Below are 14,077 nucleotides of genomic sequence, written 5' to 3' on the forward strand. Positions count from 1 at the left end.
GGCCTCAGCGCACGGCACCGGCGCGCCGCTTGGTCCACACGTCGTAGGCCACGGCCACCAGCAGCACCAGGCCCTTCACCAGCATCACCTGCTCGCTCGACGCGCCGGTCAGCGACATGCCGTTGTTGATCACACCCATGATCAGCCCGCCGGTGATCGCGCCGACCACCTTGCCGACCCCGCCCTGCACCGCCGCGCCGCCGATGAACGCGGCCGCGATCGCGTCCAGCTCGAACGCGTTGCCCGCGGTCGGTCCGGCCTGGTTGAGCCGGCCGGCGAAGATCACCCCGGCGAGCGCGGCCAGCACGCCCATGTTGACGAACACCCAGAACGTCACCGGCCGGACCCGCACGCCCGACAACGTCGCGGCCTGGAGATTGCCGCCGACCGCGTAGATGTGCCGGCCGAACACCGTGCGGCCGGCCATGAGCGAGTAGCCGAGCGCCAGCACCGCCAGCAACACGAGCACCCACGGCAGGTTGCGGAACCTCGCCAGCTGCACCACCACGAACAACACCACGACCGCGGCGAACAGGATCTTGCCGACGAACAGCGGCACCGGATCCACCGTCTGCCCGTACTCCAGGCGCGCCCGCCGGTTGCGCCACTGGGTCATCGCGAACCCGGCGACCACCAGCACCCCGGCGAGCAGGCTCACGATGTCCGCGCCACCGAGCGGACCGAGGCCGACATTGCCGAGATAGCCACCGGTGAACCCGTTGGCCAGCGTGCGGATCTCGTCGGGGAACGGGCCGATCCCCTGGTTTCCCAGCACGGTCAGGGTCAGCGCGCGGAACACCAGCATCCCACCGAGGGTCACGATGAACGCCGGGATGCCGAAGTAGGCGATCCAGTACCCCTGCGCGGCACCGATCAGCGCGCCGGCCCCGAGCGTGGCCAGCACGGCCAACCACCACGGGAGTCCCATTTGGACGGTCAGTACCGCGCAGATGGCACCGGTGACCGCCACCACCGAGCCGACCGAGAGGTCGATATGCCCACTGATGATCACCATCATCATGCCGATCGCCAGGATCAGCACGTAGGAGTTCTGCACGATGATGTTGGAGATGTTGCCCGGCTGGAGCAACGCACCATCGGTCCGGATCGTGAACAGCACCACGATCAGCGCGAACGCGACGTAGATCCCACTCTGCCGCAGGTTGATCCGCGACCGGCGCGGCGAGTCGGCCGGCGCGTCCACTCCGGATTTCGGCACCATGTCGAGAGTCACCGCTCGCCCTCCTGGGTCATCAAGTGCATCAGGCGCTCCTGGGTGGCCTCCGCCCTGGCCAGCTCACCGGTCACCCGGCCAGCGGACAACGCGTAGATCCGGTCGCACAGGCCGAGCAGCTCCGGCAGCTCCGAGCTGATCACCAGCACCGCCTTTCCCTGCGCGGCAAGGGAGTTGACGATGGTGTAGATCTCGTACTTGGCGCCGACGTCCACCCCGCGGGTCGGCTCGTCGAGGATCAGCACGTCCGGGTCGGTGAACATCCACTTGGCCAGGACGACCTTCTGCTGGTTGCCGCCGGAGAGCGTGTGTGTCGGGGTGAGCACGTCGGGTGTCTTGATCCGCAGCCGGTCACGGAACCGCTGCGCGACCCGGAACTCCTCGTGTTCGTCCACCCAGCCCCGGCGGGCCAGCAGGCCGAGGCCCGACGCGGACACGTTGCGTTTGACGTCGGCCACCAGGTTCAGCCCGTAGCGTTTGCGGTCCTCGCTGACGTAGGCGATGCCGTGCCGGATCGCCGACCGCACGGTCCGCACGTCGATCTCCCGACCGTCCTTGACCACCCTGCCGGAGATGTCCACCCCATAGGAGCGACCGAACACGCTCATCGCCAACTCCGTGCGGCCGGCGCCCATCAGCCCGGCGAGGCCGACGATCTCCCCCCGGCGCAACGAGAGCGTCGCCGTGTCGACGACCCTGCGGCCGGGATGGGTCGGGCTGTGCACGGTCCAGTCCTCGATGCGCAGCACCTCCTCCCCCGGCTCCGTGGGCTCCCGGGGCGGGAAGCGGTGCTCGAGGTCGCGGCCGACCATGCCGGCGATCAGCCGCTCCTCGGTCACCTGGTCGGCCGCCACGTCCAGGGTCTCGACCGTGCGGCCGTCCCGCAGGATGGTGATGCGGTCGGAGATCTCGGTGATCTCGTTGAGCTTGTGCGAGATCACCACACAGGTGATGCCGTCGGCCCGCAGGCCGCGAAGCAGGCCGAGCAGATGCGCGGAGTCGTCGTCGTTCAACGCCGCGGTCGGCTCGTCCAGGATCAGCAGGCTGACCTTTTTGGACAGTGCCTTGGCGATCTCGACCAGCTGCTGCTTGCCGACGCCGAGGTCACCCGCGGCGATGGTCGGGTTCTCTCGCAGGCCGACGCGGCGCAGGTGCTGCTGGGCGGTGTGGTTGGTGCGGTTCCAGTCGATGAACCCCCGGCTGGCCTTCTCGTTGCCGAGGAACAGGTTCTCCGCGATGGACAGCTGCCCCACCAGCGCCAGCTCCTGGTGGATGATCACGATGCCCCTGGCCTCCGAGTCCCGGATGCCGGTGAACGCGCAGACCTCGCCGTCGAACTCGATCTCTCCGGAGTACGACCCGTGCGGATGCACCCCGGAGAGGATCTTCATCAACGTCGACTTGCCGGCACCGTTCTCCCCGCAGATGCCATGGATCTCCCCACGCCGCACGGACAGCTCGACCTCGTGCAGCGCGGTCACGCCGGGAAACGACTTGGTGATCCCGTGCATCCGCAGGATGTCGTCGGTCATCACTTGATCTGGTCGGCGGTGTAGTACCCGGTGTCGATGAGCGCCTTCTGGTAGTTGGTCTTGTCCACGATCACCGGTTCGAGCAGGAAGGCCGGCACGACCTTCTCGCCGTTCTCGTAGTCCTCGGTGTTGTTGACCTCCGGCTCGTCGCCCTTGAGCACGGCGTCGGCCATCCGCACCGACACCTTTGCCAGTTCCCTGGTGTCCTTGTGGATCGTCGAGTACTGCTCGTCGGCGATGATCGACTTCACCGAGGCGACCTCGGCGTCCTGCCCGGTCACCACCGGGTATGGCTGCTCACCAGTGCCGTAGCCGCTGCTGCGCAGCGCGGACAGGATGCCGATGGACAACCCGTCGTAGGGCGAGAGCACGCCGTCCACCCGCGCGCCGCCGTAGGTCGAGGTGAGCAGGTCCTCCATCCGCCGCTGCGCGGTCGCCGGGTCCCAGCGCAGGATGGCGATCGTGCGGAAGTCCGTCTGTCCACTGCGGACGACCAGGTGGCCGGCGTCGATGTGTTCCTGCAGCACGGACATGGCGCCGTCGAAGAAGAACGTGGCGTTGTTGTCGTCCGGCGATCCGGCGAACAGCTCGATGTTCAATGGGCCCTTCGCCGTGCCCGGCGACCCGTCTGCGTTGAGCAGGCCGAGTCCGGTCAGCAGCGAGGTCCCCTGCTGCACACCGACCTTGAAGTTGTCGAACGAGGCGTAGTAGTCCACGTTGGGGCTGTTGCGGATGAGCCGGTCGTAGGAGATCACCGGGATGTCGCTGTCGGCGGCCTGCTGGAGCTGTGAGGTGAGCGCCTTGCCGTCGATGGACGCGACGATCAGCACCCGCGCGCCCTTGGTGATCTGGTTCTCGATCTGGTTGGCCTGGGTCGGGATGTCGTTCTCCGCGTACTGCAGGTCGACCTGGTAACCCAGTTCCTCCAACGCCTTCTTGATGTTGTCGCCGTCATGGATCCAGCGCTCCGACGACCGGGTCGGCATGGTCACGCCGACCAGCGCGCCGTCGGCCGACTTCGGCTCCTCGTCGACGGTCTTCTCCGACGAGCCACAGCCGGCGAGCACCAGCGCGGCGGTGGCCGTAATCGCCGCCACTAACCGTGGAAACCTCATTGTTTCTCCCATCTTCGCGCTCAGAGGCCCTTGGCGAGCCGGTGGTATGCCTGGTTCCAGCGCAGCCGGTCGGCGAACGCGTCGGTCGTGGTGTCCTGGTCGATCAGCACCAGCTCGGTGTCGACCATCCGGGCGAAGTCCCGCAGCACGGCCGAACCGACCGCCTGGGTGAGCACGGTGTGATGCGGGCCGCCCGCGGTGAGCCAGCACTCCGCCGAGGTCGTCAGCGCGGGCGTCGGCTCCCACACCGCGCGCGCGACCGGCAGGTTCGGCAACGGCTCGGTCGGCGGCACGACGTTGATCTCGTTGGCCACCAACCGGAACCGGTCACCGAGGTCGGTCAGCCCGACCACGACGGCCGGGCCGGCGGCGGCGTCGAACACCAGCCGCACCGGGTCCTCGCGGTCGCCGATGCCCAGCGGGTGGATCTCGCAGGACGGCGTGGCGGCCGCGATCGTCGGGCAGACCTCGAGCATGTGCGCGCCCAGCACTTTCGGCGTGCCCGGTCCGAAGTGGTAGGTGTAGTCCTCCATGAACGAGCTGCCCCGCCCGGTGCCGACGCCCATGGCCTTGACCGCCGCCAGCATCGCCGAGGTCTTCCAGTCGCCCTCGCCGCCGAAGCCGTAGCCGTCGGCCATCAGCCGCTGCACCGCGAGACCGGGCAACTGCCGCAGGCCACCGAGATCCTGGAAGTTCGTGGTGAACGCGCCGAAGCCGCCGTCGGTGAGAAACTGCCGCAGCCCGGCCTCGATCCGCGCCGCGTAGCGCAGCGACTCGTGGCGCGCGGCGCCCCGCGCCAGATCGGGGTCGAGCAGGTAGGTGTCCGCGTAGTCGGCGACCAGCAGGTCCACCTCGTCCTCGGCCACCGCGTCCACCAGCGCCACCAGATCGTTGACGCCGTAGGTGTTCACCGAGACGCCGAACCGCAGCTCCGCCTCGACCTTGTCCCCCTCGGTCACCGCGACGTCGCGCATGTTGTCGCCGAAGCGCGCCAGGCGCAGGGTGCGCAGGTGGTGGTGTCCGGTGGCCGCGCGCACCCACTCGTCGATCCGGCGCACCACCACCGGATCGGTGGCGTGCCCGACCACCGTCTTGCGCGCGACGCCGAGCCTGGTCTGCACGAAGCCGAACTCGCGGTCACCGTGCGCGGCCTGGTTCAGGTTCATGAAGTCCATGTCGATGGTGGCCCACGGCAGCGACTCGTTGAGCTGGGTGTGCAGGTGCAGCAACGGTTTGCGCAGCACGTCCAGGCCGGTGATCCACATCTTCGCCGGCGAGAACGTGTGCATCCACGCGATCACGCCGACACACGCCGGATCGCTGTTGGCCTCGGACAGCACGGTGCGGATCGCCACCGAGTCGGTGAGCACCGGACGCCACACCAGTTCCGCGCTGATCCCCGGGCCGCTTTCGCTGAGCATCCGCTGGATCTGCTGTGACTGGCTCGCGACCTGCGCCAGCGTCTCGGCGCCGTAGAGGTGCTGGCTCCCGGTCAGGAACCAGACCTGTGGCTTGGCGGCAGACGACACGTTGGCCTCCCCCTTTGCTGGGCTACTGCCCGTAGACGTTCTGGTAGCGCGCGTAGAGGTGGTCGACGTGCTGCTGGTCGATCGTGTCCGGCGTGCCGAGCTGGTGTGCGAAGTGGACGGTGCGGGCGACGTCCTCGACCAGTACCGCGGCCTTCACCGCGGCCCTGGCGTCCTTGCCGACGGTGAACGGCCCGTGGTTGCGCATCAGCACCGCCCGGGATCTGCTGTCGCGCAACGTGTCCACGATGCCGCGCCCGATGGAGTCGTCACCGATGAGCGCGAACGGACCGACCGGGATGTCCCCGCCGAACTCGTCGGCGATCATCGTGAGCACGCACGGGATCGGCTCACCGCGCGCGGCCCACGCGGTGGCGTAGGGCGAGTGCGTGTGCGCCACGCCGCCGACCTCCGGCAGGTGCCGGTAGACGTAGGCGTGTGCCGCGGTGTCCGACGACGGCACGAGCTCACCGTCGACCAGCGTGCCGTACAGGTCGGTCACCACCATGGAGTCCGGGCTCAGCTCGTCGTAGGACACCCCGGACGGTTTGATCACCATCAGGTCCTCGCCGGGGACGCGGGCCGACACGTTGCCCGCGGTCCAGCTGACCAGCCCGTAGCGGGTCAGCTCCCGGTGCAGCAGCGCGACGGTCGCGCGCAGCTCGTCGATCATTCGCCGACCGCCTGCCGCCGCGACGCCTTCAGCCGGCGCAGCACGTCGTTGCCGCCGCGGCCGAAGTAGTCGTGCAGCTCGGCGTACTCGGCGAACAACCGCTCATAGATGTCCACATTGGCCTCGACGGGTTGGTAGGTGGCGCCGTCGTTGGCCCCCATCGCCTCGGCCGCGGCCCGGATGTCGGGGTAGGCACCGGCGGCGACCGCGGCGTGGATCGCCGAGCCCAGTGCCGGTCCCTGCGCGGAGCCGATCGTGCGCAGCGGCAGGTTGGTCACGTCGGCGTAGATCTGCATGAGCAGCTGGTTGCGCAGCAGTCCGCCCGCGACGACCAGCTCCCTGACCGGCACCCCGGCGTCGGTGAACGCGTCGATGATCACCCTGGTGCCGAACGCGGTCGCCTCGAGCAGCGCCCGGTAGACGTCCTCGGCCCTGGTGGCCAACGTCTGGCCGAGGACGACACCGGACAGCTCGTGGTCCACCAGCACCGACCGGTTGCCGCTGTGCCAGTCGAGCGCGACCAGCCCGTGCGCCCCGATTCGTTGCGCGGCGGCGAGTTCGGTGAGCAGCTCGTGCACCGAGACACCGCGCTCCCGGGCGCGCTCGTGGTAGGCGGGCGGCACCTGGTGGTCGACGTACCAGGCGAAGATGTCGCCCACGCCGCTCTGGCCGGCCTCGTAGCCCCACAGCCCCGGCACGATCCCGCCGTCCACCACGCCGCACATGCCCGGCACGTCACGCAGTTCCGCGCCGTTCATCACATGGCAGGTGGAGGTGCCCATGATCGCGACCATCCGGCCGGGCTCGACCGCGCGGGCGGCCGGGGCGGTCACGTGCGCGTCGACGTTGCCGACGGCCACCGCGATGCCGGCGGTGAGTCCGGTCCAGTACGCGGCCAGTGTGGACAGCTCGCCCGCCCGGTCGCCGAGCTGGCCGATGGGCTGGTTGAGCTTGTCCACGACGAACGTGCCGAACTCCGGGTTCAGCTCGCGCAGGAAGTCCGACGACGGGTAGGCGCCGTCCTGGCGGATGCCCTTGTAGCCGGCCGTGCAGGCGTTGCGCACGTAGCGGCCGGTGAGCTGCCAGACGATCCAGTCGGCGGCCTCGACCCAGTGCGCCATGGCCGCGTAGACCTCGGGCGCCTCCTCGAGCACCTGCAGGCCCTTGGCGAACTCCCACTCCGAGGAGATCAGCCCGCCGTAGCGGGGCAGCCACTTCTCCGCGCGGTCGGCGGCCAGCCGGTTGATCCGGTCGGCCTGCGGCTGGGCGGCGTGGTGCTTCCACAGTTTGACGTAGGCGTGCGGGTTGCCGGCGAACTCGGCCAGCTCGCACAGCGGGGTGCCGTCGGCGGTGGTCGGGATCATCGTGCACGCGGTGAAGTCGGTGCCGATGCCGATCACGTCACCGGGATCGACCTCGGCGGCACGCACCGCGGCCGGGACGGCCGTGCGTAACACGTCGACGTAGTCGCTCGGCACCTGCAACGCCCAGTCCGGCGGCAGTGCCGCGCCGGTGCCCGGCAACGTCTCGTCGACCACCCCGTGCGCGTAGTCGTGCACCGCGCTCCCGAGTTCCGCCCCGTCGCGCACCCGCACCACGACCGCACGGCCGGACAGCGTGCCGAAGTCAACGCCAACCACCACCGGCTCGTTCACCATGCTTCGCAGTGTTATCGCTAACATTCCCCCCGTCAACCCACACCACGGCCTCGCAGGTGAACGCCCACAACCCGGGCTGGGGTCAGGCGGGGGGCGGGGCGACGCTGTCGCGGGAGATGAGGGTGGGGGCGACGGTGCGCTGGGAGGGGCGGCCGTTGGTGTCGCTGCGCTCGACCTGGGCCAGCAGGAGGTCGAGGGTCTCGCGGGCCACGGCGTCGAAGTCGGGCCGGACGGTGGTGAGCGGGGGGATGAAGTAGGCCGACTCGGGGACGTCGTCGAAGCCGACGATGCTCATGTCCGACGGCACCCGCTTGCCGCGCTCGCTCATCGCGCGCAGGATGCCGAGCGCCAGGTGGTCGTTGGCGGCGAAGACCGCCGTCACCTCCGGCATCCTGGCCAGCATCTGGCCGGCGCGGTAGCCGGCCGCGGCACTCCAGTCGGCGGCCACCAGCGGCGGGACCTCCACGTCGGCGGCCTCCAGCGCGCCCTGCCAGCCGGCCACCCGGCCCTTGGCGTCAAACCAGTCCGGCGGGCCGGACACGTGCCACACCGTGCGGTGCCCGGCCGCCAGCAGGTGCCGGGTGGCGTCGAACGCGCCGGCGTACTGGTCGACGGTCACCATCGGCGTCGCCCGGCCCGGGTCGCCGTCGACGGTGACCAGCGGGACCCCGGCCGGCACGTCGGCGAGCGCCTCGTTGGCCGACGCGGTCGGCGCGATCGCCACGATGCCCGCCACCCGCTGGTCGCGGTGGTGCTCGACGGCCTCGGCGATGGACGACCGGTCCAGCACGTTCACCCGCTTGAGGCTCACCGCGAACCCGGCCTCACCGGCGGCCAGCTCGAACGCGGCCAGCAGCGAGGCCGGACCGTAGAGCGTCGAGTTCGCCGCGACCACGCCGATCAGCTGGGTACGCCCGGTGACCAGCGCCCGCGCGGCCTTGTTCGGCCGGTAGCCGAGCTCGGCGATCGCCGCGCGCACCCGCAGCCTGGTCTGCTCGCGCACGTTGGGATGCCCGTTGAGCACCCGGGAGACCGTCTGGTGCGAGACGCCGGCAAGGCGGGCGACGTCTGTCATCGCGGGGTCCCGCGCGACCTTGTTACCCACTACCGGGTCGTCCACCTCGGAACCTCGCTTCAGATCATGCTCAGCCGTCACCTCGTGTCGTCCACCGCTGTGTGGACCCCCCTTGCGTACGCCATTGTCCCACTTCAGCGGATCCAGAACGTGGCACGCTCACGTTCGGCGCGTCCCGTGCCCGGCCGGGCGACCACGAGCCGCCCTGATCCGTCGTGCGCGAGGTAGCCGCCGGGGTCGGTGATCAACCGTAGCGACACCGCGTCCGGGTCGGCGAGGCCCGGTCTCCGCTCGAAGCTGGTCGCCGCGCCGTAGGCGTCGTCGTCCGCGTACGGCTCGATCCTCGGCACCTCGCCCGCCAGGACGTAGCGGTCGGGGTGGGTCACCGCCGCGATGGACACCGTGGCCGCGCCGAGGTGGCCCGGCCCGAACCGGAACTGGGAGTCGGCCAGCTCGCGGACGTTGCCGTCCACCCGCAGCCGGTACTCGAAGTGCCGGACGACCAGGTTCGGCGCGTCCAGTGGGGACAGTCGGCTGATCGGTCCACCCTGGCCGATCGGCACGCCGAAGCTCGGGGTGCCGTCCTCGTTCCAGGCCAGCGGCTGCACCCGGGTGTGCCGGTTGGGGTCGAACAGCGGGTCGCCGTCGATGTCGCGGTAGTCGCGGGCGTGGTAGACGAGCACGTCGGTGCGGCCGTCCTCGGTGACGGTGAACGAGTTGTGCCCCGGACCGAACCGGCTGGTCTGCGCGTTGGTCACGAAGATCGGGTCGACGGACTTGGTCCAGGATCGCGCGTCCAGCAGGTTGGCGTTCTCGTCGGCGGTGAGCAGGCCCATGCAGTAGCGGGCGTCGGTCGCGCTCGCGGAGAAGGTGACGAACACCCGCCCGTTGCCGACCAGCACCGCGGGCCCCTCGTTGACCCGGAAGCCCTGGGTCTCCCAGTTCGCGGTCGGCACCGCGATGCGCACCGGCGGGGTCGCCAGCGCCAGCGGGGAGGCCATTTCGGCGATGTAGAGGTTGCTGTTGGTGGCGATGCCGGGCTCGCTCTGCGCCCACAGGAAGTACCGCCTGCCGCGGTGGGCGAAGGTGGTGGCGTCCAGGGTGAACGAGTCCCAGCCGGTGACCATCCGCCGTGGCGGTAGCCAGTGTTGGGCTCGCGGGTCGGCGTCTGGCGACTCCAGCACGTAGGTACGGATGCGGAACGGGTCGTCGGCGTCGCCCGCGGCGAAGTAGACATACCAGCGGCCGTCGATCCGGTGCAGCTCCGGCGCCCAGATGTAGCCGGCGAGCTGACCGCTTTCCGGGCGGCGCCAGATGGTGCGTTCCCGCGCGGTCGCCAGACCGTCCAGTGTGGACGCGCCGCGGACCACGATCCGGTCGTACTCGGGCACCGAGCCCGTCAGGTAGTACATGCCATCGACCGGGCGGGTGATGAACGGGTCGGCGCGCTGGGCCACCAGTGGGTCGCGGGTGGGGATCGCGGACCGGGCACCACGGGCGGCGGCCGTGGCGGTCGCGGTCACCACCGGCAGCGCGGTCGCGGCGGCGGCCACTCCCCCGGCGCGAAACAGCGTTCTGCGGTCGAGTCCGGTCATCCCGCGCTCCTGATCCTGATGAACGTCACCGAGTTCGGTGGGAATGTGTGACTGAACGTGCCCGCGACGTCCATTGTGGACTCCTGGGGGGCGATCGGGGTGGTGTACTGGGTGTTCACGTCGTCGGGGTGGCCGTGGAGGGTCGTCACCCTGGCCCGTGGCTCGACCTCGGCGCCGTTGAGCCGCACGGTGGTGCGTGCGGCGTCATCCTGGGCGTTGACCACCTTGAGCACCAGCTCACCGGTCACCTCGTCCCGGGTGACCACCTGGCGGAACGGCTCCACGAGCGCGTCGTCGGTGAACTCGCCCCACAGCGCGCCGTCCAGGTACAGCGCGACGTGCCGGCCGCGAATCTGGACCCGGACGTCGTAGGTACGGCCGGTCTCGACCGTGGTGGCGTCGGCCAGCATGGTGGACTTGCCGCCACCCTCCGCCTTCTCCACCGCGGACTGGGTGTTGTTCCAGCCACCGAGGTTCCACCAGTAGTAGTTGCCGGTGTCCCTGACCCCGAAGGCGACCAGGAAGCCCTCCCGGCCGGAAAGCTTGGTGGCCTTGACGTTCAGGTCGTAGTCGCGCCAGGCGGGGTCGCCTGCGGACACCATGGTGTTCTCCGCGACCGCGTCGGACTGGACATACCGGCCATCCACAATGGACCAGTCGCCCTGGCCGGCGATCGGCGTCCAGTGCTCGTCGGTGCCGGCGAAGTCGTCGGCGAACAGCTCCGTGCCGTCGGCCGCGCGCACCACCACGTCGTCGTAGGCGGCCGAGGTGCCCCAGGTGGACAGTCCGACCGCGCCGGTGATCGGCTCCAGGGTGGACGGTGTGCCGGTGGACTCGCTCGGCACCACGTGGTCACCGACGTTGGTCATGAACAGCTTCTGCACCTGGTAGCTCGCCGACTCCCAGGAGGCGTGGTTGTTGAACCAGATCAGGTCCGGCCGCCACTGCACGTAGTCCTCGTTGGCCAGCAACGGCGCGTAGGAGGCCAGCCGCACCACGTCGGCGTTGCGCTCCAGGCCGGTCATGTACGCGGCCTCGGCGAGCGCGTTGCGGAACCGGTTGTCCTGCGAGGCGTACTCGCCGAGGAACACCTTCGGCCCGTCGCGGTCGTAGTCGTCGTAGCGCTCGTTGTTCTGCAGGAACCAGTTCGGGCTGTTGTAGTAGTGCTCGTCGACCATCGCCACGCCGGCGTCCCGGTTGAGCTGCCAGAGCCGGTCGAAGGTGCCGCCGGTGTCGTCCGGCCCGGAGTTGCCGACCACCGTGATCTCCGGGTACCTGGCCTCGATCGCCGCGCGGAACTGGGTGAAGCGGGCGAAGAACTCGTCGGGCAGGTTCTCCTCGTTGCCGACCGCGAGGTGGGTGAGGCGAAACGGCGCCGGGTGGCCCATGGCCGCACGCCGGGCGCCCCACGGGGAGTCGGCCGGGCCGTTGGCGAACTCGATCAGGTCGAGAGTGTCCTGGATGTGGCGGGCCAGCAGTGCCGGGTCGTCGGTCGCCTGGTTCTGCCCGCAGCCGGTGACCAGCGCGGGCACCACCGGCAGGGGCATGGCGCCGATGTCCTCGGCGAACTGGAAGTACTCGAAGTAGCCAAGGCCGTAGGACTGGTTGTAGCCCCAGAAGTTCGCGTTGGTGGCGCGCTGTTCGACCGGGCCGATGGTGTCTTTCCACTGGTAGGATCGGCGCCGCTCCCAGTTCGGTGCCTCGTAGCCGTAGTGGCTGCCGGTGTTGACCAGACACCCGCCGGGGAAGCGGACGAACCCGGGGTCCAGCGCGGCGATCTTCTCGGCGAGGTCCCTGCGCAGGCCGTTGGGCCGGTTCTTGAAGGTGTCCCGGGGAAAGAGTGAGACCATGTCCAGCCGCAGCGTGCCGGTGCCGCCCGCGCTGACCAGCAGCCTGCCGGTGGTGCTCGCGGTGGTCGCGGTGAACGTGCCGGTGTGGCGGGTCCAGCCGTCGCCGGCGACGGTGATCCGCAGCGGGGCGGCCAGGTTGCGCCCGGCGGGGTCGGTGAGCGCGGCGGTGAGTGGGGTGTTCGGTTCGCTGCCGGCCGCCCAGACCGCGAAGTCGTACCGCTTTCCCCGCTCCAGGCGGATGCCCGAGTTGTAGCCGGCGTTGATCACCCCGGCCGGCAGGTCCAGGCGCAGGTAGCGCCGGTTGCGCTCGTTGAGCCGGCCGTCGTCGTCGACGACCAGGGGATCGCCGCTGTGCGGCGCCCAGCCGGTGAGCGGGGTGTAGCTCGCGTTGTCGGCGGGGTCGTACTCGAACGACCGGTTCTGCACGAGTTCGGCGTACAGGCCGCCGTCGGCCGCGCGGTTGATGTCCTCGAAGAACACCCCGTACATGTCCGGCGCGATGTGCGCGCCGGTGCCGGTGGCGTCGACGGTCACCGTGTAGTCGGACTCGGCGGCCTGGCCGGAACCAGGCAGGGCGACGACCATGGTCGCGGCGAGCACTGGCAGCAGCCAGGTTCGGTACATGTCCGTACTCCTCGCGTCAGGTCCCGGCGTCAGGTCAGGGAAAGGCCGCGCGCACCGCGTCCAGTTCGGACTGGGTGACCGGCAGCACGGTGCCGTGCCGGGGGCTCGCCGGCAGGTCGTGGCCGGTGGTGGGCTGCCAGCTGCCGGCGGCGAGGTCGGTGGTCTGGAACGGGACGTAGCCCCGGCCGCCGAACTCGTCGATGAACAGGTACCAGCGGTCCTCGGTGTTGGACTTGAACACCGTCGGCCCCTCACCCCGGCTGAGGTGCCCGGCGCCGACACACTCGGCGACGAAGTCGTAGTCGGTGGCCCGCAGCCGGGTCGACCGCTCCGCGACGATGAACTTCCCGCACGGCGCGTCCGGGCTCGCGCCGCGCTCGTCCTTGGTGTACCGGTAATAGGTGCCGCGGTGCTCGACGATCGTGGAGTCGATCACCGAGTGGCCGGGGTCGACCCAGACGCGCGGCGTGGAGAACGTGCGGAAGTCGCGGGTGGTGGCGTAGAGCATCCGGTTGTAGGAGTCGCCGGTGTGGTCGGGATCGTCGGCGGCGTAGAGCTTCGAGGCCCAGAACACCACGTAGGCGTTGATCTCCCGGTCCCAGAAGGCCTCCGGCGCCCAGGTGTTGCCCGCGGTGTCCGGCGAGACCCGCACGTGCCGCTGTGCCGACCAGTGCACCAGGTCGGTGGACTCCCAGACCTCGATGTGCTTGCTGCCGAAGCGTTGTGCGGCGTCCCAGTCGCCGTTGCCGTGGATGCGCAGGTCGGTGGCGATCAGGTAGAACCGGTCGCCGCGCGGCGAGCGGATGATGAACGGGTCGCGGACTCCCTTGTCCCCCAACGAGGACGTGAGCACCGGACGGCCGCCGGCCAGCTCGTCGAAGCGCAGCGGGTCGTTGCCCCTGCTGGCCGCGAGGTACACCTGCTCGCCCGCCGAGGTGCCCTCGCCGGTGAAGTAGAGGAACAGGTAGCCCGCGTACCGCTGGCCCGCGACCGCCGGCGGGGTGAGGAAACCGGCCGCCAGCACGACGAGCACGAGCAGGACGGGGAGCCGGCGACGAGACAACGGTGCCCGCATGGTGGGTCCTTCGGTCGGCCACAACACTGCGAAGTTAGCGCTAACATAGAACGCCTTCGCGATAGGTGTCAATCAGAGCACGATCTCCCACCGCCGGGGTTGACGTGCGCACTGTGAGCG

General features: G+C 70.0%; 10 protein-coding genes. All 10 read right to left on the reverse strand.

All coding sequences use genetic code 11. From position 1 onward, the window contains the following. Nucleotides 1-4: 4 nt before the first annotated feature. The gene (gene mmsB, locus ACYVIP_RS15375) at nt 5-1,222 is read right to left on the reverse strand and encodes a multiple monosaccharide ABC transporter permease (RefSeq protein WP_460396959.1); all 1,218 of its coding nucleotides are present in this window, start codon (nt 1,220-1,222) and stop codon (nt 5-7) included. Between the two features lie 8 nt (nt 1,223-1,230). After that, on the reverse strand, nt 1,231-2,766 hold the full coding sequence (mmsA, locus tag ACYVIP_RS15380) for a multiple monosaccharide ABC transporter ATP-binding protein (RefSeq protein ID WP_460396607.1): 1,536 nt from the start codon (nt 2,764-2,766) through the stop codon (nt 1,231-1,233). Beyond that, nucleotides 2,766-3,881, reverse strand: a complete 1,116-nt coding sequence (chvE, locus tag ACYVIP_RS15385) for a multiple monosaccharide ABC transporter substrate-binding protein (RefSeq protein ID WP_460396609.1) — start codon at nt 3,879-3,881, stop codon at nt 2,766-2,768. Before chvE ends, mmsA begins: the two co-directional genes overlap by 1 nt. Before the next feature lie 20 nt (nt 3,882-3,901). Then, on the reverse strand, nt 3,902-5,410 hold the full coding sequence (gene araA / locus ACYVIP_RS15390; protein ID WP_460396611.1) for an L-arabinose isomerase: 1,509 nt from the start codon (nt 5,408-5,410) through the stop codon (nt 3,902-3,904). Between the two features lie 22 nt (nt 5,411-5,432). Then, entirely contained in the window at nt 5,433-6,080 is a 648-nt protein-coding gene (locus ACYVIP_RS15395) for an L-ribulose-5-phosphate 4-epimerase (RefSeq protein ID WP_460396613.1), read from the reverse strand. Then, the gene (gene araB, locus ACYVIP_RS15400) at nt 6,077-7,738 is read right to left on the reverse strand and encodes a ribulokinase (protein WP_460396615.1); all 1,662 of its coding nucleotides are present in this window, start codon (nt 7,736-7,738) and stop codon (nt 6,077-6,079) included. Before araB ends, ACYVIP_RS15395 begins: the two co-directional genes overlap by 4 nt. 82 nt (nt 7,739-7,820) lie before the next feature. Continuing rightward, the gene (locus ACYVIP_RS15405) at nt 7,821-8,813 is read right to left on the reverse strand and encodes a LacI family DNA-binding transcriptional regulator (protein ID WP_460396617.1); all 993 of its coding nucleotides are present in this window, start codon (nt 8,811-8,813) and stop codon (nt 7,821-7,823) included. 134 nt (nt 8,814-8,947) lie between these two features. Beyond that, a complete protein-coding gene (locus ACYVIP_RS15410) occupies nt 8,948-10,408 on the reverse strand; it encodes a family 43 glycosylhydrolase (RefSeq protein ID WP_460396620.1) in 1,461 nt (486 codons plus the stop codon). Continuing rightward, nucleotides 10,405-12,882, reverse strand: a complete 2,478-nt coding sequence (locus ACYVIP_RS15415) for an alpha-L-arabinofuranosidase C-terminal domain-containing protein (RefSeq protein WP_460396622.1) — start codon at nt 12,880-12,882, stop codon at nt 10,405-10,407. The genes ACYVIP_RS15410 and ACYVIP_RS15415 overlap by 4 nt, the downstream gene beginning before the upstream one ends. Before the next feature lie 34 nt (nt 12,883-12,916). After that, on the reverse strand, nt 12,917-13,957 hold the full coding sequence (locus tag ACYVIP_RS15420; RefSeq protein WP_460396624.1) for a glycoside hydrolase family 43 protein: 1,041 nt from the start codon (nt 13,955-13,957) through the stop codon (nt 12,917-12,919). Nucleotides 13,958-14,077: the final 120 nt, after the last annotated feature.

The sequence above is a fragment of the Actinophytocola sediminis genome, assembly GCF_054779715.1.